The organism is Mesorhizobium sp. M0601, from assembly GCF_040320845.1.
In the GTDB taxonomy this organism is placed as follows: Bacteria; Pseudomonadota; Alphaproteobacteria; order Rhizobiales; family Rhizobiaceae; genus Mesorhizobium.
The window spans coordinates 19,148-39,301 of record NZ_JAMYQK010000033.1; the positions used below are offsets into that span (position 1 = coordinate 19,148).

At 58.8% G+C, this 20,154-nt stretch carries 13 protein-coding genes and 4 pseudogenes; 10 read left to right on the forward strand and 7 right to left on the reverse strand.

Annotated features, from left to right (window positions below; translation table 11 throughout):
- Window positions 1-107: 107 nt before the first annotated feature.
- Window positions 108-882 (forward strand): annotated as a pseudogene (locus tag NKI41_RS24475) (tyrosine-type recombinase/integrase); the annotation flags it as partial.
- On the opposite strand, the gene NKI41_RS33320 reads toward NKI41_RS24475, so the two are convergent.
- Entirely contained in the window at window positions 823-1,347 is a 525-nt protein-coding gene (locus tag NKI41_RS33320; protein WP_502901237.1) for an RES domain-containing protein, read from the reverse strand. The pseudogene NKI41_RS24475 and the gene NKI41_RS33320 sit on opposite strands and share 60 nt — an antisense overlap.
- Before the next feature lie 245 nt (window positions 1,348-1,592).
- Here NKI41_RS33320 and NKI41_RS24485 point away from each other — a divergent pair, with 245 nt between their 5' ends.
- The 3 genes from NKI41_RS24485 to NKI41_RS24495 all read left to right on the forward strand — a co-directional run bounded on the left by NKI41_RS24485 (window position 1,593) and on the right by NKI41_RS24495 (window position 4,990).
- Window positions 1,593-2,267, forward strand: coding sequence for a protein-L-isoaspartate(D-aspartate) O-methyltransferase (locus NKI41_RS24485; RefSeq protein WP_352473846.1), 675 nt, complete (start codon window positions 1,593-1,595; stop codon window positions 2,265-2,267).
- Window positions 2,268-2,853: 586 nt separating this feature from the next.
- Window positions 2,854-3,510 carry a Crp/Fnr family transcriptional regulator gene (locus NKI41_RS24490; protein WP_352473800.1) on the forward strand — a complete coding sequence of 219 codons (657 nt, stop codon included), beginning with the start codon at window positions 2,854-2,856 and terminating at the stop codon, window positions 3,508-3,510.
- A gap of 727 nt (window positions 3,511-4,237) precedes the next feature.
- Window positions 4,238-4,990, forward strand: coding sequence for a LuxR C-terminal-related transcriptional regulator (locus tag NKI41_RS24495; protein WP_502901238.1), 753 nt, complete (start codon window positions 4,238-4,240; stop codon window positions 4,988-4,990).
- Between the two features lie 584 nt (window positions 4,991-5,574).
- Here the strand turns inward: NKI41_RS24495 and NKI41_RS24500 are convergent.
- The gene (locus tag NKI41_RS24500; protein ID WP_352685454.1) at window positions 5,575-6,396 is read right to left on the reverse strand and encodes a LuxR C-terminal-related transcriptional regulator; all 822 of its coding nucleotides are present in this window, start codon (window positions 6,394-6,396) and stop codon (window positions 5,575-5,577) included.
- A 443-nt stretch (window positions 6,397-6,839) separates the two neighbouring features.
- Between NKI41_RS24500 and NKI41_RS24505 the strand changes: the two genes are divergently transcribed.
- The 6 genes and pseudogenes from NKI41_RS24505 to NKI41_RS33330 all read left to right on the forward strand — a co-directional run bounded on the left by NKI41_RS24505 (window position 6,840) and on the right by NKI41_RS33330 (window position 11,916).
- Complete coding sequence (locus NKI41_RS24505) at window positions 6,840-7,037, forward strand: hypothetical protein (protein ID WP_352685455.1); 198 nt, start codon at window positions 6,840-6,842, stop codon at window positions 7,035-7,037.
- A gap of 1,252 nt (window positions 7,038-8,289) precedes the next feature.
- Window positions 8,290-10,032: a right-handed parallel beta-helix repeat-containing protein gene (locus NKI41_RS24510; RefSeq protein ID WP_352685456.1), complete on the forward strand. Its 1,743-nt coding sequence runs from the start codon at window positions 8,290-8,292 to the stop codon at window positions 10,030-10,032.
- A gap of 268 nt (window positions 10,033-10,300) precedes the next feature.
- Window positions 10,301-10,419 (forward strand): annotated as a pseudogene (locus tag NKI41_RS33325) (IS481 family transposase); the annotation flags it as partial.
- Window positions 10,420-10,433: 14 nt separating this feature from the next.
- A pseudogene (locus NKI41_RS24515) lies at window positions 10,434-10,631 on the forward strand (hypothetical protein); the annotation flags it as partial.
- Between the two features lie 514 nt (window positions 10,632-11,145).
- Window positions 11,146-11,499, forward strand: a pseudogene (locus tag NKI41_RS24520) (type I secretion system permease/ATPase); the annotation flags it as partial.
- Window positions 11,500-11,832: 333 nt separating this feature from the next.
- Window positions 11,833-11,916, forward strand: a complete 84-nt coding sequence (locus NKI41_RS33330; RefSeq protein WP_502901240.1) for a hypothetical protein — start codon at window positions 11,833-11,835, stop codon at window positions 11,914-11,916.
- A 640-nt stretch (window positions 11,917-12,556) separates the two neighbouring features.
- Here NKI41_RS33330 and NKI41_RS24525 read toward each other — a convergent pair.
- The 5 genes from NKI41_RS24525 to NKI41_RS24545 all read right to left on the reverse strand — a co-directional run bounded on the left by NKI41_RS24525 (window position 12,557) and on the right by NKI41_RS24545 (window position 19,855).
- Complete coding sequence (locus tag NKI41_RS24525) at window positions 12,557-13,558, reverse strand: nucleotidyltransferase family protein (protein WP_352685457.1); 1,002 nt, start codon at window positions 13,556-13,558, stop codon at window positions 12,557-12,559.
- Window positions 13,555-14,652: a PqqD family peptide modification chaperone gene (locus NKI41_RS24530; protein ID WP_352502805.1), complete on the reverse strand. Its 1,098-nt coding sequence runs from the start codon at window positions 14,650-14,652 to the stop codon at window positions 13,555-13,557. The genes NKI41_RS24525 and NKI41_RS24530 overlap by 4 nt, the downstream gene beginning before the upstream one ends.
- Window positions 14,653-15,123: 471 nt before the next feature.
- The gene (locus NKI41_RS24535; RefSeq protein WP_352502806.1) at window positions 15,124-16,569 is read right to left on the reverse strand and encodes an undecaprenyl-phosphate glucose phosphotransferase; all 1,446 of its coding nucleotides are present in this window, start codon (window positions 16,567-16,569) and stop codon (window positions 15,124-15,126) included.
- Between the two features lie 432 nt (window positions 16,570-17,001).
- On the reverse strand, window positions 17,002-18,162 hold the full coding sequence (locus NKI41_RS24540; protein ID WP_352685458.1) for a glycosyltransferase: 1,161 nt from the start codon (window positions 18,160-18,162) through the stop codon (window positions 17,002-17,004).
- 34 nt (window positions 18,163-18,196) lie between these two features.
- Window positions 18,197-19,855: a GMC family oxidoreductase gene (locus NKI41_RS24545; RefSeq protein WP_352685459.1), complete on the reverse strand. Its 1,659-nt coding sequence runs from the start codon at window positions 19,853-19,855 to the stop codon at window positions 18,197-18,199.
- Window positions 19,856-20,154: the final 299 nt, after the last annotated feature.

Consider the following 20,154-nt stretch of genomic DNA (forward strand, 5'->3'; position numbering starts at 1 on the left):
AGTCGCTGACCTCCCCAGCCGCGCCTTCCGGCAACCGTCTGATCAGAGTGTGCCGTTGCGGTCATGGCCGCGCCGAAGGCGGAGGGACTGTTGCGGGTAAAAGCCGTCCGTATGCGCCGTGCACCGTGCGCTGGCGGCTGTCGAGCTGTTCGACGTGATTCAATGGCGCGGTTTGCGCGGAAATTTTGCAGCCCTGGGGCCTGCAGAGCGCGATCAAACTGGCGGTGCGCGCCAGGCCCGTCCGCGGCCGCAAGAGCAGGAAGGCTGTGACCGCCGATATTCTGGCCGCCCTCTTGAAACATGCGCCGGTGACCGTCTCGTCGACGTCGGGGATCGCGCGATTCTCATCACGGCCTTCGCCTGCAGCGGCCGGCGTCGCAGCGAAATTTCTGCTCTTCGCGTCGAACAGCTGGTCGACGAAGACCCGGTTCCGGCCGATCCCAACGCTCCCGGCGGCGATAAATTGCCGTGCCTGTCGATACGGCTCGGCCGCACAGAGACGACGCAAGCCGACAGCGACGCTTTCGTGCTGCTCGTCGGCCGGCCTGTGCTGGTCTTGAAGGACTGGCTGGAACGCGCCAGGATCAGCGACCGCGTCGTGTTTGGCGGCATCGACCACTGGGGCAATCTCGAAGCGCGCGTCCTGACGCCGCAGGCCGTCAATCTGATCCTGAAGCGGCGCACCGCCGAGGCCGGGCGCTCGATCCGGAAGCCTTCTCCGCCCACAGCTTGCGCTCCGGCTATCTCACCGAAATCGCACGCCGCGGTATTCCGCTGCCCGAAGCCATGCAGCAGTCGCAGCATCGCTCCGCGCAGCAGGCCTCAAACTATTACAATGACGCGGAACGCACGCTCGCGCGGGCGGCGCGGATAATCGCCTGAGTCGCAATTCGATCCGACCCTTGCGGCGTTAGCTCCAGACAATTGGTTCCGAGGCAGCCGGCCTTCCGGATCGATCACCTTGACCTGGTGCGGGAGCCCCTCGCCCCAGCTCCATAGCACGAGGTTCTGATCGGATGTGCCGGCACCTGGGGCGAAGCTGGGCACGAGAATGCCGAACTTGCCTTCAGCAACCAAGCGGTCGTGGATGCTCCATGACGGCGGCCGTTTGCCATCGGCGAGAAAATCCATCCAGGCACAAGCCATATCTTCGAACTGGGCGTCGGCCTGGCCTTGCGCCGTCCTCAGATCGACAATGTCGCCCCCGAAACCGGCCAAATGCACGCACAACGTCCAGTTCTCTCGATCGGCCGCCCATTGGCGATCCCCGCGTCTCGACCGAGGATCGGGCGACCGACGCCCGACGAGGTCAAGGCGGCTGGCTGCCGACTCGCCCACCAGGAGCACGGCTCCGGCGCCTCGCCCTCCCGGCCGGTGCTGGCGAGGCTGATGCGCGAGATAGCCGTATGTGGGACACGCCGCTATGCGATATAGCGCCCAGAATCTCCAGGGTCGCCGCCGGCGATAGCCTGCCAAGACGGTCACCCACGCTTGCCGTGGGCACCCGTAATGGAAACGATGGCGGGCGCTACCGTGACGAACAGGATATAATGCTCACCGGCAGCAAGCTGGTTGAGGAAGGCCCCACCGTCATGAAGCCAATGAACGAAGAGCACCTTGCGGTCCTACGCAGGCACATGGTCGAGATGATTGCAATCCATACCGACCTTGCAAGCGAAGAACTCGGCAAGGCAGCGCTCGATGAGCGGGTGATGGCGGCGATGCGGCGAGTGCCGCGGCATCGCTTCGTGCCAGCCTCGGTTGCACCTTATGCCTACCAGGACATGCCGCTGCCGATCGGCTTCGATAAAACCGTCTCGCAGCCATTCATCGTCGCTCTCATGACCGATCTCCTCGCTCCCCAACCGCACGAGGCGGTCCTCGAGATCGGCACTGGCCTGGGCTATCAAACCGCAATCCTCGCGGAACTCGCCGGGCAGGTTTGGAGCGTAGAAATCATCGAGGAATTCGTAAGCCGTGCGGAGGCTCTCCTGCAGGAGCTAGGCTTATCCAATGTCGGCATTCGTGTCGGAGACGGGTCTCGCGGCTGGCCCGAGCACGCCCCATTCGACAAGATCCTGGTCACGGCGGCGGCTGAGCAGACACCGCCGGCTTTTCTGAAGCAACTCAAGCCGGGGGGACGGCTGGTTCTGCCTTTGGGATCTAAAGAAGCACAGTTTCTGACTGTCATCGACAAGGATGCGGCAGGGCAGCTCGAGACCCGGAAACTCATCCCGGTTCGGTTCGGCCGGCTCGAAACCGTCTAGTGAGGTGCGACAACTAACGCGACCGCGCTTTTCCGCCGTCAATCAGATGCCAGCCTTCCGCGTTTCTTCGCCCTTTGTGAACGCGAGAAACAACACGTCGCAGACTTGTGGCACGCTTATCCGCAGCGTGGCCTGAGTTAACTGCGACATACGGCGCCAGCATAGTCTGCTGAGGAAGCGCAGTCTTCGGCGGCCTCGCCTGCGGGCGAATGCCTGTCCGCGGGATTTCCTCACGACCGAGGCGCAAAATGATTCCGCGACATCTGTCATTATGCACGACGACACGCGCGTCGAGGAGGCCCGCCATACGGCCCTCGATACCACACTTCTGCAGGCCTTGGCGTGGATCGTCTCGCTCAAGCGGGGAGACTTAACCACCTGATGCTTGCAACACCTTGATCTAAACGCAGTTTACCTCATTCAAACAGACGAGGACATTAGGCCACCCCTCCCCTACGGTAAGAGGTCGTTCGGCCGACTTTATCCGGGAGAAACTATTGTAGTCGTATGGAAATAAAATCAAACTCGCCGATTCTTCATGCAGACACTATTGGAGTTCATGTGCTCGCATCCCATAGGGGGAACGTTGTCGAAGGACGAGTGGGGGAACAACGATTTTCTCGGTGTTACCGCAAAAACCTATAAACCCCATTCGGTGATATGCCGCCAGGAAGACGACAACGGCGAGATATTCATTGTAAAATCGGGTTGGGCTATACTTTATCACGCGCTGCCAGACGGAGAGCGGCAGATCATAGACACTCCCCTCAAGGGGGACGTTGTCGGTTACCGTGGTTTGGACGGACCCCGTCTTGCGTCGCTGGCGTCCATAACCGAACTAGCTGTCTATGAAATTTCCAGTAAGGAACTGGTCGAGGCGATCCTGTCGGACGGCCGAATCGGGAAGAAGATCGCCTCCTCGCTGGCGCGCCTGAACGCCATCCTTGCCGAACATCTGATAAATACCGGGCGGCGGAACGCGATGAGGCGTACCGCCCATTTCCTGCTCGAGTTGGAAGAGAGGCTCTCCATGGTTGAGCTGTCGGTTGATGGAAGATATGAGTGTCCTCTTGCCCAGCATGAACTGGCCGACATCCTCGGAATGACCACGGTTCACGTCAACCGAACGTTAAGGGAGCTCCGCAAGGCCGATCTCGTCTCTTTCAAGTCAGGCCATGTAGAGGTGATCAACCGCAAGAAGCTGGTCGAAACAGCCGGATTCGACAGCGAGTACCTCAGGTAGCGGCTATCTCTCTTTGAACGCCAGCGCATGGACGCCAAAATGAAAACGGTCGTTCCGTCGCCGGAACAGTTCGAGACGACATTTATGGAGGGCTGGTCGTGCGCAGGACGCCTGACGTCTCGACGACAGCGGTATCCGGCTCGAGGCGGTCGACGGTTGGGCCGAGCGGAACGCAACCCGTGCGTGCTGACCAAGTGTGACAAGGGAGATCATCGTGGCCGCGGCAACTCGGCCTATCGCGCGAGTGCGGCGTGCTGCCAAATTATGCGCAGAGGGCCGCTTACCAAGGCCTGCTCGATTAAAGTGGGGAGCCAATGCTGCCAGCACTGTCCCCCGACAATGTCAACGGCACTTTCGGCGGTTCTGGTCTGCCGATGAAATGTCGGAGGCACACGCTGATCCAGATTCGGCTGTCTGCTGGGCTGAAGATGGCTGGGTGTCCAATGCACGCGCCTTTCGCACAGAATCCAGCCCTTTGGGTCCAGCTTGGCATCGGTTCCCTGAAAATTACCAAAAAAGCAATCTATGTTAGAGACTGCTTATAAATAACCCCTACACTTACCCCACGCTGGGTATCACTGGGGGTTGGGGAACTGACAACGACGCAAATGGGGTAATCGAGTCTCGACCCTTCAAAACGCGCAGTACCAAACTTTCACTGCGAGAGAATGCGGAAATCATGTCGGCCAGCGCAAGACGGCTTGTGTGGGAAAGAGGGAGTATTGACATGGGTGCCACGGCAGGACTGCACAATTGTAATTCGGCCAGTCAGTCAGAAGTTCCGTCCGGCGGGCCGGGAATCGACCAAGGGCAGACAGGCAGGGAATGCCTCCTCATCTTGGACGGAAGGGCTCTGGACCGCGAGTGTCTCGCATCGGCTCTCGTGGACCACGAACTCGGCATGGATGTCGCCGCCTTGGGGTCCGTCGAGGAATGGCGCGTCAGAAAGAGATCGGCCCCTCCCCTTGCAGCCATACTCTTCAACCTTGGCAGTCGGAAGGTCACCGATCGTGGCATCGCTGACGAGATCAGGCATATTTCGTGCGAGTTCAGATCAGTCCCTGTGGTCGTCCTGGCCGACACCGAAGACCTTGCCCAAATACTGACCGCTCTCGAATGCGGTGCACGCGGTTACATTCCGACCTCTGTTGCAATCAATGTCTGCGTCGAGGCTATCAACCTTGCGGCAGCGGGCGGCATCTTCGTGCCGGCGAGCAGTGTCCTTGCTATGCGGCACCTGATAAATTCGGGCACCAGCGACACGCAGCCTTTGGCAGGCATGTTCACGCTTAGGCAGGCCGAGGTTGCGCAAGCGCTCCGGCGCGGCAAGGCGAACAAGATGATCGCCCACGAACTGAATTTACGCGAAAGCACGGTGAAGGTCCACATCCGCAATATCATGAAGAAACTAAAGGCGACCAACCGCACGGAAGTCGCCTGCAAGGTCAACGATCTTCTCGCAGAAGGAAACTCTGGCTGAGGAGTGAGCCCAAGCGTAACTTCCCAACTTGCGTGAGTCCCGCGGCCGCATTCTACTGCTGAAGGTCCAAGGGCGGAATCGGCAGCTGAACGGCTGTCTAGCCAGACGCGCTCAGCAGCCCGAATCCCGTTTCGAGGAGCCATTGCCTTGGTGGAGTAAGCTTCCTCGTCGATCTGGATAAGGACCGCCACCGGTTGGTCGCATTTCCAAACCAGGAGGCCGCATTCTCCGCCTTCAACCGTTCCTATCCGGGTTTCGCTGAACTACAAACCAGAAACAGTTTTTGTTTGGCCCATTTAATGAAAAATCCCTCAAAGTCAAAATGGCAGTAAATATCCGTCATTCTTATGATTTTTGTCAATCACGCAGAGTTTAAACTGTTTGAGGCGATCTAATTCGGAATCCACCGCTGTTGAGCCAGAGAGGACAACGGGTAAAAAACAACCGGACCTAAGTGATACGCCCCTGTGATAAAGTTTCCACCGCTTCTTCGGCCATCGCCCGGAATGATTTGAGCCCATGCGTCCTTGATCGGGAACGAGGCTTCGGAAAGTGCACCAGCCAAAACGAAGCTCTGTCGCAGGTCAGATAGGAGGACGATTGTCGAAAACGAGGTATGCATTTTTTGCTTCAAGTAGATCATGCCGATGGTGAGATTCCTGAGGTACCAGCGTATCGTTCCCCGGCGCGCCGTTGCCAGACGGTCGAGTAAGCATACCATGATTCATCGCCCAAACTGCAGCCTGTGTTCGGTTGCGGACTCGAATCTTTCTAAGTATGGCTTTGACGTGTACCTTCACCGTAGCTTCGGCAATGTTGATTTCGCGCGCGATGGCTTTGTTTGACTCCCCATGGATCAAACGGCGAAGAATACAGTTCTCGCGATTCGACAAAATTACCAATTCTTGATCTCTACTATCCAATTTACTTTCCACCTCTGGTAACTCATCAGCTATCGGTTCATCTTTCGAACCTTGTCTTATACCTTCAATAACCATCGAAGTTTCTGCAGGTAGTACCGTTTGCCCAAGCATAACCAATTCGAGGGCTTTGATGAAGGTGTCGTAAGCAGCGATCTTTGTCAGATACCCGTCAGCCCCCGCATGAAAGGCTGAGACTATATCGGTCGTGCGACAGTGATCAGCTAGCGCAACGACATGGCTGGCTGGGTAAATCGCCTTAAACTCAGCAATCTGCGCGAATTCAGCTTCCGCATCAGCACCGCCGATATCTATGATTAGCAAGATCGACCGGTGATGCGGTAGCGGCTTTTGCAGAAGATCGTTAACAGAAGCCGTAGAGAAAAGAACACGAAAATCTTCTTCATTCAGGATTCGACTAACACCTTCTCGAAGTAACTCGCTTGGCCCGACAAGCACGGTTATGAAAGATTGCCTTGTCATCATCGATTCTCACCCGGCGCGATTGGGATACACGCGCCGATTAGGTGCTCCACGCGCCAACCGCACAGTTTTCTTTTTTAACCTTACGCCAGGAAAACCGTACACCAAAATACCCTCTTTAGGCGTAAGGCAGCATCATCGAGGCGTATCCCGAATCTTCAACCTGGGGCTTTTGGTCAAGAACCCGAGCTCGTGGTTTGATCGACTCAGCCTATCGGGCAAAGGATTGCGCGGCCGCGAGGATTACCGGGCTTGGTTTCCCGCGGGCCGATGAAAAACATGAGACGGCCCGTTCCGCCATGGTTACCTCGATACGATTGCCAAGATTGAGAGCTTGGTCGATTCGCGTCTTAATTCATCTGACGCGTCAAGCCGTGCATCAGGTCGTCCACATAGCAGAATGACGGCGCAGAACCACGGCGAACCACGGCGCCGGGGATCCTGGAATGGACCAGTTGCACCTAAAGTCGTGCATTCCGGTTGCCGGGATCGCCGAGGCAGGAACCATCGAAGCGGCAAGCGACGGTCTCCGATTCTCGGTCGTGACGACTACACCGGGGCTGGTCTTGGAGCGGGTCGCCAAATATGGTTACGAGGCTCTCTTACCGGCGAGCGACTTACACAAGGCGACGTTGTTGGACTAATGGATTCCGTCCGCCTTGAAGCGGGCATGGTTCGCAGGTGTGAGGCTGCTATCTCGGAGGATGCGGCAGAGGCAATCGTCCTCGGTGGCGACCGCTTGCCGTGCAGGCAGTCGCATTGCGCTCGCGCTTTTCAATTCCGATCATCGAGCCTGTACCAATTGCTGTCAGATTGGCGGCAGCACGCCGCGCGGGCGCATATCAAAACTGTCGCCCAGACGGCACGGTCTCGCACATTTTGCTGCCGCCAAAAACCACATTGCGATAGCGGCTCACCGGGTCCTCAGGTCCTCCGGAGTTGGAAAAGGAGCTTGTTCCTCGCGGCGCAGCAATGATTGAGGATCTCGTCGTAGTCCTTGAATTTACGGTTGAAGAGCCCCTTGTCATGAATTGCCGCAGGTTTTCGACTGGCTTCAGTTCCAGTGAGCGCGCGGCACGAACATCAGAGTGACGTTGTCCGGCCGCGACGCTTGCGATCCGCATCAGGATCAGCACCGCATGCGCGCCGTTGTCGGCGCTCCGACTGATCTCGGCGAGGTGCTCCCGCATCGCCTCGGTATCGCAATAGGGCAAACGCCGCGCCCTTCCGGAGGCGGACGGGCCGCTGGTCGAACCAGTGGAGGAATTTCACACAGTAGCTTTGCCAATTGCTGCGAGTCCAGCAAGGCTCGGTAGGTATCTCCAGTTCGGCGATGTCGCGAAGGCGCTCACCGAATTGCGCCGCAAGCTACCGCCGCCGCGTGACGAGTGCGGGAAGCTGTTGCAGTTGCTCACGCCGATGGCAGCGTGCAGGTCGGTCGGTAGTTGCAGCCGATTCAGGATAGCCCTCGTAGATCGCCTGTTTCGAGCTGTGCCGAACCCGTGTCGGTGACGTTCATGCGTGCATGACCTTGTCTCCTGTCCTCGGGGGTAAGTTCACACGTGATCCGACATACGAGACGATGTTTGCAATTCGAGGTAGGCGCAAGCTTGAGCGCAACGCCAATCGCCCGGGAGAGTCTCAGTATAGCCTTGCCAAGGCCGTATTATGGTCATGAACGTTAGCATTATATCCCAATATGAAATTTCTGGTTGCATTATCAGAATTTCGTTAAGACGATAGATTGTCGTTTTATTGTACGTGGGTGTCTTTTGGGATACTTATAGAGATTACCATTTAACTGGAGAAACACATGAGATCGATGAGTCGCGACGAGGAAATACTGCGGACACACTCGGAACGGTTGAACAACTTACGCGCGACGGAGGCAGCCGAGTGACGACCGAAGCTCCCATTTCCACCGCTTCCGCGTCGACGGCAACGACGCAGCCGGCGCAGGGTCTTACCTACACCACCACACCGGTCCAATCGCAGTATGATGGCCAGGTGATTGAAAATCTAGACATCTACGTCACCAACGGGGATGCGGTCACGATCACGCACGACAATGTCATCCTGCGCAATTGTCTTATTCATCACGTCGAAGGTGACGGGGTGGTGGTATCGGGCGCAAACGGCGTCACGATCGAGAACACCGAAGTCATCAACGCCGACCCGCCGGCGGGAATCGACCCCGAGACGAGCCCGAACATCAACAACATTAATGCAGAGAACGCCCCGAACTTGACCGTTCATAACACCACAGTGCGGGAAGGCTCGACTGGCATCTATCTCGTGAACTCGCCCGGCGCGAGTCTTTCACACGTCGATGGCTATGACTTCCATGGCCCAATGCCGCGCGGTCAGTTCGTCCAGTTCAACAACTCGGGGAATAGTTCGCTAACCGACTTCTATGCCGTAAACGACGCCGGCAGTTCGCATCCGGAGGACATCGTCTCGGTATATGGCAGCCCGAATACGACGATCTCAAATGGGGTGATCGACGGTAACAACTCTCAGACCGGCGTGGCCGTTATGTTCGAGAACGGATCGACCGGCGGCAGGGTGGACCACGTTGACGCCATCCATCAGGGTAATGGCGCGTTCTCTTCCTACGCGAGCGATGTGACCTTCGACCACACGAGGTCGTTCGACGGCATAAATGAGGATCAAGGCCGCGGGCTCCCCTCGTCGAATGGACTGATCTGGAATGTAAGCTCCGGCGGGGTCAGCGTCCTGAACTCGAGCTACACCAACCCTGGCAATCCCAACAACACCATCTGGGACGCGTCAAAGGCGGTCGTAGCCGACGTGCACGAGGATCCCACCGCCACCCCAGCGGCACACGTCGACAACCAGTTCACCTGGGACTACGCAGGGGATAGCTCGACCGGCACTGTCACGGGCGCGAACGTCACCCCCCCAATCACTGGCTCGACCGGGACCGAGACTGGGTCTGGAACCGGGATTGTCGCTCCTTCCGGCGGCACCAGTGATGGCACCTTGTACGGCACCAGCGGCGCCGATGTATTGCATGGAACCAGCGGCCACACGATGATCGGCTATGGAGGCAACGACACTTACTATGTCGATAATGCCAACGAGAAGGCGGTTGAGGCAGTGGGCGGCGGCAACGACAGTGTGATCGCCTCGGTGAGCTATGCGCTTTCGGCCGGCTCGGAGATCGAGCATCTCGCCACCAACAACCCGTCCGGCACGCAGGCGATGAGCATCACCGGCAACGAGTTCGCCCAGACCATCGAGGGCAATGCCGGCAACAATGTCATCAACGGCGGACTCGGCGCCGACGTCTTGACCGGTTACGGAGGCCACGATGCCTTCTCGTTCAATACTGCTCTTGGAGCCGGCAATATCGACAAGATCACCGACTTCAAGCGCTCCCAGGACACTTTCCATCTCAGCGATACCGTTTTTGCCGGGCTTCAGTCGGGAGGGCTTCCGTTCAAAGCTTTCTTTGTTGGTGCAGCCGCGCATGACAGCTCCGATCATATCATCTACAACAGTGAAACCGGGGCTCTCTCTTTCGACAATGACGGGGCCGGCGGCGCGTCGCAAACACAGTTCGCCACCCTTTCCCCACATCTGTCGCTCACCGCAGCCTCGTTTTTTGTGACCTGAAGGACTACGCGGGGAACTAACATCCCGCGAGGGGCTGCCCTGGCAAATAGGACTGGATCACACTCCCTTTGCCGCCATGATCCCGAACCGAAGGTCAGCGTATCAAAAAGGGGAGCCCGGTTTCGGAGAAGATCACGCTCAATGGAGTTCCATCCCGATGTCATCGGGATGGAACGGACTCGAGTTGTGAGCTTTCCGTTGTTGTCGATGCGGACCGAACCGAGGAAACTAGAGTTACCAAGCTTCAGCACTCACCGGAGGGTACCAAATCAATATTCATAAGAATGCCCGTCTGACGCCGTGGCGTCGAGAGGAACTGGCTCTTTCGGCCATCGAGCGACATCTTTCCCAAGCCTTGCGGCGCAGGCCTATGGTGTGTCGAAGCGAGCCGGCCTGTGAAGCTGGTCGATGGCGTCGATGTGCCGGTGGTCAACCCAACCTGGCTTCGACGCGAGATCGGCGTCGTTTTGAAGAGAACGTGCTCTTCAACCGGTCCATTCGCGAGAACATCTCGCTCGCCGATCCGGCTATCCCCATGGAGCGGGCATCGCTCGCCGGCGTTTCACGATTTCATCCTGAGACTGCCCGAGGGCTATAACGTGTCGACTGCGTCATTGCCGGCCCCTGGGTCGCCGGCGTCGCGCGACATGGCTTCTCATCGAACGGACACTCTGATCCTCGAAGCAGCGGACGCCTCGGCACTGAGACAAGTTCGTGTAATTCCGAGGTTATCGATGCGGCATTACGATCCGGTCGGATCGCTAAAGGCTCAGATCTGCGTAGCGGGTCGGGAACAGCTCTATGGTCACTCCGAGCGAGCCGCCGATTCCACATATGCGCCGCGGCAAGCCTTATAGCCGCAGGAAACCCCAGGCAAACGCGTCCGGTTGCGCCGCGGGAGCACCCGTCTGTCGGCCAACCTACAATTGACCGGCTGGCGGGCTGTCCCTCTCCTAACCAGCAGGAAGGCAGATGCGCGGGCATCCAGAGCCCACAGCCCCGCCTTTTCCACGCCGGCCTACCCGATCGTACTTCGGCTCTCGTCGACATCTTGCGCATCGCGAGCCGTCGTAGCATGCCGTCAGGCCGCTTTGGGACGGCCGACGGTAGCGCCGGCGGCTCGGGATAGGCCCGCTGTTACGGTCATCGTGCACCGGTATCCCCGAGGAAGGGCTCGGTTAGTCCGTCAGCGCGGGCAAGCGCGGCGGCACTCTTCTTGCGTTGTCCAAGTTTCTGCGCATGGCCATTCAAACGGCCATTATGGGAGTCGGTGCGTACCTGGCTATTAACCAGGAAATCTCCGGGGGGCGTCCTGTTTGCGGCGTCACTCATTATGGTGCGGGCGCTTGCCCCGACGAGCTCATGCAATGGAAAAGTATCGTGTCCGCGCGCAGCGCCCATGTGCGCCTGGAAAGCATATTCCAGGAGAACCCGCCGATTGCCGGACGCCTGCCTCTGACGCCGGCCGTCCGGCGCGCCCTCCATCCCAGACGGGCTGCCGCCGTGCCGGCGCTACGTTCGGGCCGACGAGCGACGGCAGCAACTGGTCACGACTGCCGAGACAAGTCGCCAACCTCGCCGAAGCTGGCGAAAAGGTGCACGTTGCAGATGACGTGCTCAACCGACCGAGCGCGCACCGCGGTCCGGGAGCGTTGTCGGCTTTAAGGTACACACGATACGAGCCGTCGGTTCGCGCCGGGGAAACCTTGATGGAGATCATCCCTGATGACGACACTCTGACCGTCCGGCGAAGAGTCGCCGGTCGACATCAACAATGTTGCCGAGGGCCTTCCTGCCGAGATGCGACTGCCTTCGTTCAAGCCTCGCTCGACGCCGGTTGCGATCGGCGAGGTGGAGACCGTTGCCGGCGGACGCGCCCCATGAGGAAGTGACGCGTGAGCCCTACTACGAATTGAAAGGTTCCGTGTAGGTCTCTCAGTTCCCCGAACAGGTCCCGCGAAAAACTCAGGCCCGGTATGGAAAAACTCAGGCCCGGTATGCCGGCGGAAGTGATCGTTGCTAGCGGCGCGCTGACCGTGCTGTCCTACTTGAGCAACCTCTAACGGACGCGTTCAGTCTCGGCATGCGCTACTGACCTCCTTGCGGTCGACCCTTCCTTAGACGGGATCAGGATAGACCCCAGAGACGAGGAACGGTCAGAACGACCAAAGCAACCATTCTAAGGATTGTGCCCAGGAGGACCAGAGTGGACGTGGCCCGTGTCGCCCAATCCATTCCCGGGACGCGCGCCATGCGATGCGGCAATAGCTTGCGAGTTTAAGCTCGTGCCAAGCAACAGAGCAATCGATGGAGGTGTTACAACAGCAAAACGCCCGGCGTTCTTTAGAAATTCTCGACGCGCCTGTTCTTCCGGCACCTGGCTGTCTGTATTTCCTTTGGCAGACTTCCCGCTCTCCATCGAATGTACTCCTATCATTGTGTAACAACTCCAACGCTCTAACTTGACATATGCGTTTTGTGAAGACAAGCCGCCATCAAGATACAACCAGGAAATTAAGTATTACTACATTTTTGACCCGAGATCGCCGTCAAGGAGGATGCTGGTTGCGCGGCGTCCAAAGTCGAGCGGACCCCGTCGGCCCGAGCCATCGCCATGTAGGAGTCGCCACATACCCCACACCGAATTGCCGACCAGGCGCAATGGAACGCCGAGGACGGGATGGTACAAGGGGAAGACGCGCCGCCAGTGTTGAAAGCGAACCAAGGGACGCCGCACATATTGCGCCGGTGCTCTGACGCCAAAGAAGTGACTCAAGGCTAAGAGTTGAGTATCGAACGCATTCCGCGCATTCTGATCGGGCAAGGATGTTCGGAGCTCCGCCCAATCCAGCTTATGCTGTTCCGCCAGCCGTGCCAGATCATAAAGGTGGCGAAAGTCGGTCCTTCCGCGCCAGTAGTCCGCCTCCTTGATGAGATCATGCATGATCCAGTGGAGGGCCCTCGACTGTGGGGCGGGGATTTTCACCCTAAGGCCGTGACGGCGGGCAAGCCTCGGGGGCTGGCGGTCAATCTCCCGGTACGGCCGGAGCTCCAGGAGACCGACATCTTGCGGGCGCGCCATGCCACCAGCGACCGTCACTTCGGCGTAGCCAAGCTTGGCAAGACAAGCCCGGGCAGCCCCTTCTTTTGTCGTTTCCACAGCCAAGTCGAGATCGCTCATGATTCTGTCGGGAACCCTGCCGCTCGACGAAAGGAACAAGGGAACGGCCCCTTTGAGCAGGACCGGAACGACGCTCCCCTGATTGAGGGCAGCAACGGCTTCATTCAGCTGCCTGCGCAAGCGCAAATTGCGTTCCCGGTTGCAGCCGTAAATGAACTGAAGATACTGGCCCACTTCTTCGGGGAGCCGTTCAAGCTGGCCCGTGTGCGCAAGAGTGGCGCACAAGACGGGCGTAAGCAGAGTGTGGTTGGCGAGTGCAATCACCGCCAGCCAGTCGGCCGTTACCACCAGGCGCCCGTTAAGTCCCGCGATCAGGGACTCGAACGCGTCCCTGGTAGGCTTCATCGGCACGCCGCCTTCAGCAGTTCCAACCCGTCACCCAATTTGGCATAGGTCAGGCAAAAGCCCTCTGCCGATCGGATGACTTGGCAAAGAGCGTCGAACGCAGTGCTACTTAGCTCTTTATTCCGCGCAAAGGCGCCGTTCAGCAAGCCACCCAGGATCTCGCTCGGGTCAATCACGCGCAAGGAAGGTTTGGCATCCTGCGTCCGACAGAGCAAGACCACCCAGCCCACGGGCCGGGGAACGGGAGGGACATGATCCCTAGGCACAAGAAAACGCACACGCCTGCGATCGGGGCGCCGGTAAACCCGAGACCTGCCGAGTTCGGGGAAATATTGTCCGACAATGGACCATGATCCCGATTTGACTGAAGGCGCAAAAGCAAGGCCGATACCCTGTCCGGCCGAGTCGAGAAGTGTCACATCGTCTGCCGCGAAGCCAAACCCCGCGTGGACCAGCGCCAATGTCAGGGTCGTCTTGCCCGAGCCAGGGTTACCACAAAGGAGGAGCGTGCGGCCGTTCTTGAACAGCGCCGCCGCATGCAGGGCGAGTTCATATTCACTGTGCCCAAGCACTTCGGCCAGCAGTTGCCCTTTGATCATAATGGGTATCTCGTCTCGACCACAGGAATCAGTCCAGTGGCCATCCCGGAACAGGTGGATCCGCTGCCCACGCTCAACCAGATGGAACAGGACGTCGACGGCCCTGTTTCGAACTTCGAGATGCTGAAATACGGTCGCGGCCGGAAAGGCGACGGCAGCCGGATACAGTATGCGCACACACACGCCTGGAACAGCAACGACCTGGCAGATATGTTGATGAGCTGCGGTTGGGCACGGCGGTGGAGCATGCTGGATTAGGCCGAGCCGTTCCCAGTCTTGAAGGGCAGCCTCGACATAGCCATAGGCCTCTTGCCTATCAACGCCACGGGCTGCCATCTCGCCCAAGATAGCCTGGACCGGCACGCCTTCTTCAAGCGAGCGCCAGATATCCGCCGCAGTGTCATTGAGCGTAAAGACTACCCCCTGCGTTGAACTGAGCAGGATGTTTTGCCCTTTGATGCATGCAAGCCGACCTTGGGGAACTAACCTCGCCATAGCATACTCTACAAGGGGAGGCCCCGCAGTTCGGTCAGTGGTTCGGGTTTGTTGCGGGCTCACAGAAGCCGTCATCCTCGTTTGTCTGGGCGTGGAGATCGTTCGATTCGAGTGGAACTCACGACCACAGAGACACGATCTTCGTCAATCGTTCGACTCATGGCATTCCCCCTCCGCTCCCAAAGCGGTAACTTGCCAACGCGTTGCCGTGCGGGCACTTTTGCTTGAAGTCGCAGGTTATGCATTGAGCGGTCGCTGTTTTTCGTACTGATTATCGCTTGCACTCAGTTGTTCTGTAACAGCGCCTTTTGTAGTAGAGCCGCACCTCTCATGGTGTCGAGCCTCACCCAAAGTCGTATTCAATTGATAACGTCGAAGAAGAGGTCATCGCTTGGCAGTTAATCGATGGGTCGCGGCCAGCCGCCACTCCTTGCAAATCAATCACTTGCCACACGAATCGGCAAAGTTGGGCTAGACGGCGTTTCGCCCCGTCCAGATGCGGGGGATGGTCAGAAGCATGATCTTTACGTCGAGCCAGACCGACCAGTTGTTGACGTACCACATATCGTGTTCGACACGCTTGATCATCATGTAGACATCAGGCGTCGCGCCGCGCCAGCCATTTATTTGTGCCCAGCCGGTGACCCCCGGCTTCACCTTGTGCCGAGCCGGATAAAGAGAGATGATCTGGCTGTATTCGCTGTCATGCGCGAGCGCGTGCGGCCGTGGGCCTACCAACGACATGTCGCCCTTCAGCACGTTCCATAGCTGTGGAATCTCGTCGATACTGTACCTTCTCAATATGCGCCCAACGCGGGTGACGCGGGGATCGCCCCTGCAGGCTTGAGGGACAACGGGCCCGTCCTCCAGGATCGTCATCGTTCGGAACTTGTATATCTTGAACGTGCGGCCATTGAACCCGGCCCGACGCTGACAGAAGAGCACCGGCGCCCTGGATTCGAGCGCAATCAGCGCCGCTACAACGGCCAAAGGGGGCAGAAGAAATGGGAGGGCGACAGTGGTCAGCACAAGATCGACGAGCCGCTTCATCAGGAGCTGAGGCGCCGTCAGGGGCGCGCTTTGCAATTCTATCGCCCTCGTCCCCCCCAGGTTGACGACAGGTCGCTTCAAGAGTGCGCTAACGACGTGGTCCGGTAGGAGCCTTACGGGTACCGCGACCACGCAAAGGTGGGCCGTGATTTTCTCAATCAGGGATATGTCAGCCCAACTGACAGCAAGGACTATCTCGTCGACCGAACGCCGACGCACATGTTCAATGAGCTTATCCATACACTCAAGGAGCGAGCTCTCGCTGGATGCAGCAGGCAATGTAATCGTTTGGCAGACCTGGCATCCGGAAGCCTCGATTGCCTGGACAACGCCGCTTGGCACGCGCACGTCCGATTGCGTTACGATCACTACTTGCGGTTTGGCAAGCATGTCCGACCTGGTCAGCGAGGCAAACAGTCGTCCGGCGCCAAGGCGCACGAAGATGATGCCGCCAAGTCCCGTCACGAAGAACAGCATGAGGCCTTGGCGCGAAAACATGTCTCCCACCTTGAGTGCAAGCGCCACAACCGACAGGCAAAGAAAGACCGCCGTCCAGATCAGCGCGACCTCCTTGATCTGAGAGGCCAGCGACCGCAGCTCGGAACTCAGATACAGGCCGCGCGCATACGCGGAAGTCGAAAAAAGGGCGGCTACAACAACACCGAGCCCGAAGTTCCGGCCGTACTCGCCGAAATGTCCGAAACTCACAAGATCATATACCATTCCCGAGGCGATGCTGAGCAGCACGACGGACATTGCCTCGAGAAGCGGAAACGACTGCAGAAGAACATTGACCTTGAGGGGCGCGTTCCACCGCGGTGCGTTTGACGTGGCGCCCGCACGGGGGCCTTCATGAAGAAGTGCCATGACGTTCACCTGCGTTCGAAGCCGCATTCATCGACCAACATCGGACGACCCCCCTCCTCTGCTGAAAACCACCGGAGTGCCGAGCGTGACGTGGCACCCCTCGCCTGCGATCATTGCCCCTTCACGCGAAGTTCGATTGCGGTGGCTGCGGTAGCACGGGGAATGGCCAGAGAATGGCAGCGACACTGCGCGAATCCAATTCGGCATAAGCTCTAACCCCAAAGGGTAGAGCCGGCGGACACATCGACCTTCCTTGCCCACTTCCGGCGCCTGTTAGCCTTTCGAGTACCTCGAAATGATATGCTCTCGCGCGCAGGCCTGGAGCGGCGGACGCTCCAACGGAAGCGACCGGTTCGAAACTGCCGCTCTTCTCTTTTTTGGGCACCGCTGAGCGCCGAACCCGAAACCGGGTCTCATTTTAGGCCTGATCGTCTAGGCGAGCGCCATAGCATCGGCGGCGATCCGTCGCAGCTGGAGCTTGCGAACGTGGAGGCGTGGGAGCGGCTGCATGCCGATCGTGGCTAGGATGTGATCCCAACGGTAGACCCAATCGTGCATCTCCAGGCAACGGACCGTACTTGTCCGGCGCAACAATTCCGTACGGCAGGGGTTTGCGTCGAGTTCGCCAATTACGTCTGCGATATGGCTCGAGTCTGGTGATACCTCGATCACTGCGTCTGGCCAGTCGAAGTGCGCGCCGAATTCGGCGCATTGCGGCGCGGTCCCAAGCATGACGGCGCCCCCCGCGGCCCCTTCGAAAAGACGGGCAGGCAGCACCTGCTCGCCGGCAACCGTGACGGCCTTCGAGTTTGCAAGCGTCGCTGGACTGAAAGCCATGAAATAGCGCGTGCGCCTGATGATATTGGCGAGCAGCAAACGATGCTCATGCCACGCCTTCACCCGGGAATCTGTGCTTGCGAGCGTGTCGTAGAGATAGAAGAGGTCCCGCTCTTCGGCCAGCTTCAGAAGCTGTCGGTGTATCTTCGCGGCTCGGTTGCCGATCGAGTATACGTCGATTACGCGTTTGACCGGCGATAGGTACGGCGTTGCAATGAGGCCGTCGACGGCCGTGGCAAGGAAGGAACAGGGCGTGCGGGTGTATTGAGGCAGGCGAGGTATGCACGCGCTGTGCAACAGGAACACGTGGTCGAACTGGTCCAGGAGCTTCAGATATCGGCGGTCCTCTTCGAGAGTGCTCGACCAGAGCTCGAACAGATACGCGACAGCAACCTTGCATCGCCGGCGCCAGTCGTGGATCCGAGACAATTCTACAAGGCTTTGCGGACTCCAGGCGACGAAGAAGAAAAGGTCATAATCTTGCTTGAGCCGAACATGCTCAATGGTTGGCGCATTCATTAACCCCAGCCCTTTGCGAAAAGCGTTTGTCAGTCTGTTGAAGTCACGCTGGACGTTGTGAGGGTCGTGCTTTGGCAAAACGGCGTGAAAGCGTCTCGTTAGGTAGTTGTCGATGCCAGGGGCGATCAGATCGGCGTCCTCGCATTCGGCAACGATGCGGCAAAACTCATACGCCGACGCAAAGTGAGCCCGGTCCTTCGCATTGAATTCAGAGGCAACCAGTGTACGTCTCTTCAAGGAATTCTCCCGGCACTTGTCATTCGACTTTCAACTATTCGGCCGCCGCGGGTTGGCCCGGCGCATAGTGCTCCAGTGCCGGGAGGGGTTGCCGACCCAGGATCATGTCTGCTGCCTTTTCCGCGATCATAAAGACAGCGGCCGAAGTGTTGGCCGAGGGAACGGAGGGCATAATGGAAGCATCAACGACCCGCAGGCCCTCGAGGCCGTGGACCCGCAACTGGTCGTCCACGACAGAGTCAACACTAGCGGATGGGCCCATCCGGCACGATCCGCACAAATGATAGGCTGTCAGCCCGGTTTCGCGGGCAAACTGCAGCCGGTCGGCGTCGTCCGTTGTTTTCGGGCCGGGAAGCTCTTCCGTGCAGTTGTAGCGCCTGAGCTCGGGGGCCCGAAACAGCTGCTGCACAGTCTTCATGCCGTTGATGACGACCTGTCGGTCCTGATCATCGGCGAGATAGTTGGGCTGGATCAGCGGCGCTTGTGACGGATCTGCCGAGACCGCCCGAACATGTCCGACGCTCTTCGGCCGCAACTGATAATAGCCAAGCTTGATGACCGGCAACCGCCGCGCGCCGTGATCGGTATAATTGCCCAGGGCAAGGTCAAGCTGGATATCGGGGATGGAGTGAAGATCCCGTGAGTTGACGAACCCGTAGACGAGCGACGGGCTGACGGCGAGAAAGTTCGGGCGGCCCAGCATCCATTTCGCTGCCTCGCGCAGGAGGGCGAAGCCGTGTCCGCTGACCGTTTCGATGCCCTCCACCCGGGCGATCAGGTGGACTATGTAGTGGTCCTGAACATTTGCACCGACACCGGGGGATTCGTGCACAACCGGAATTCCAAGGCCGGAGAGCATACTCGCAGCACCCACGCCTGACAGCTGCAGCAGCTTTGGTGAGTTCGCCGCGCCAGCGGAGAGGATCACCTCTCGACGGGCCTTCACACAGCTCGTGGGATGACCCGGCCCTCCTCGTCCATATCGAACGCCGATGGCACGCTTTCCCTCGAACAGGACGGCCGTGGCCTGCGCGTTCGTGCGGACGTCCAAGTTCTTCTTTCTGGCGATCGGCCGTAGGAAAGCCCGCGCTGCGCTCACGCGCCATCCGTTATCGATATAGCGCTGATAGTAGCCCACACCGGCCTGGCTTGCTGCATTGTAGTCGGGATTACGCGGGATGCCGGCATTGAGCGCGGCCTCGATGAATGCATCACATAGTGGATGTCGCCAATCGCAATCTGTAACTGGAAGCAGTCCGTCCGTCCCGCGGTAGAAGGGATCGCATGCCCCAAGCCTCCGCTCGGTTCTCTTGAAATAGGACAGCACGTCGGCGTAGCCCCAGCCTCGATTGCCCTGGTGGGCCCACTCGTCAAAGTCCGCAGCCGCGCCGCGGTTGTAGTTCATTCCGTTAATTGCGGTCGAACCGCCTAGTGTCTTGCCCTGCGACATCGGAATAGAACGGTTGGCCGTCCCCGGACTAGGCTCCGTGTCGAACTGCCAGGCATATTTCGGATTCGACGATGTCTTGTAGAGTCCCGCCGGAATGTGCAGAAGGATGCTGCTGTCGGCCGGGCCCGCCTCGAGCAGGCAGACCATATTGGTCCCGTCAGCCGCCAGACGATTGGCCAAGACGCAGCCTCCCGCCCCGGCTCCGACGATCACATAGTCAAAGACGTCCGCTTCAACCGACATCGCCTCGCGCTCCGCTTATTACCAGCTTCAGAGAATGGCAGGGAATCCGGCCGATGGCACTTTGCCCATCGGAGTTAAGCCTTATGAAGGGCTTTCGCGGCGGCCAGAATGGAGAGATGGTGTGGGGAGTGCTGTGCGTGCATAAGCCTGCCGCCGATGTGCATTCTTCAGGAACCTGCGCCGCTGGCGCACAGGGGAAAAATGGGGATGCCTGACGACAACCTGACCGAAGAAGCCGCCTTGCCGACAGGTAGGGTTTATCTGCATCTCGTTGGCCACCTCGACGTCTTCGCACAAGC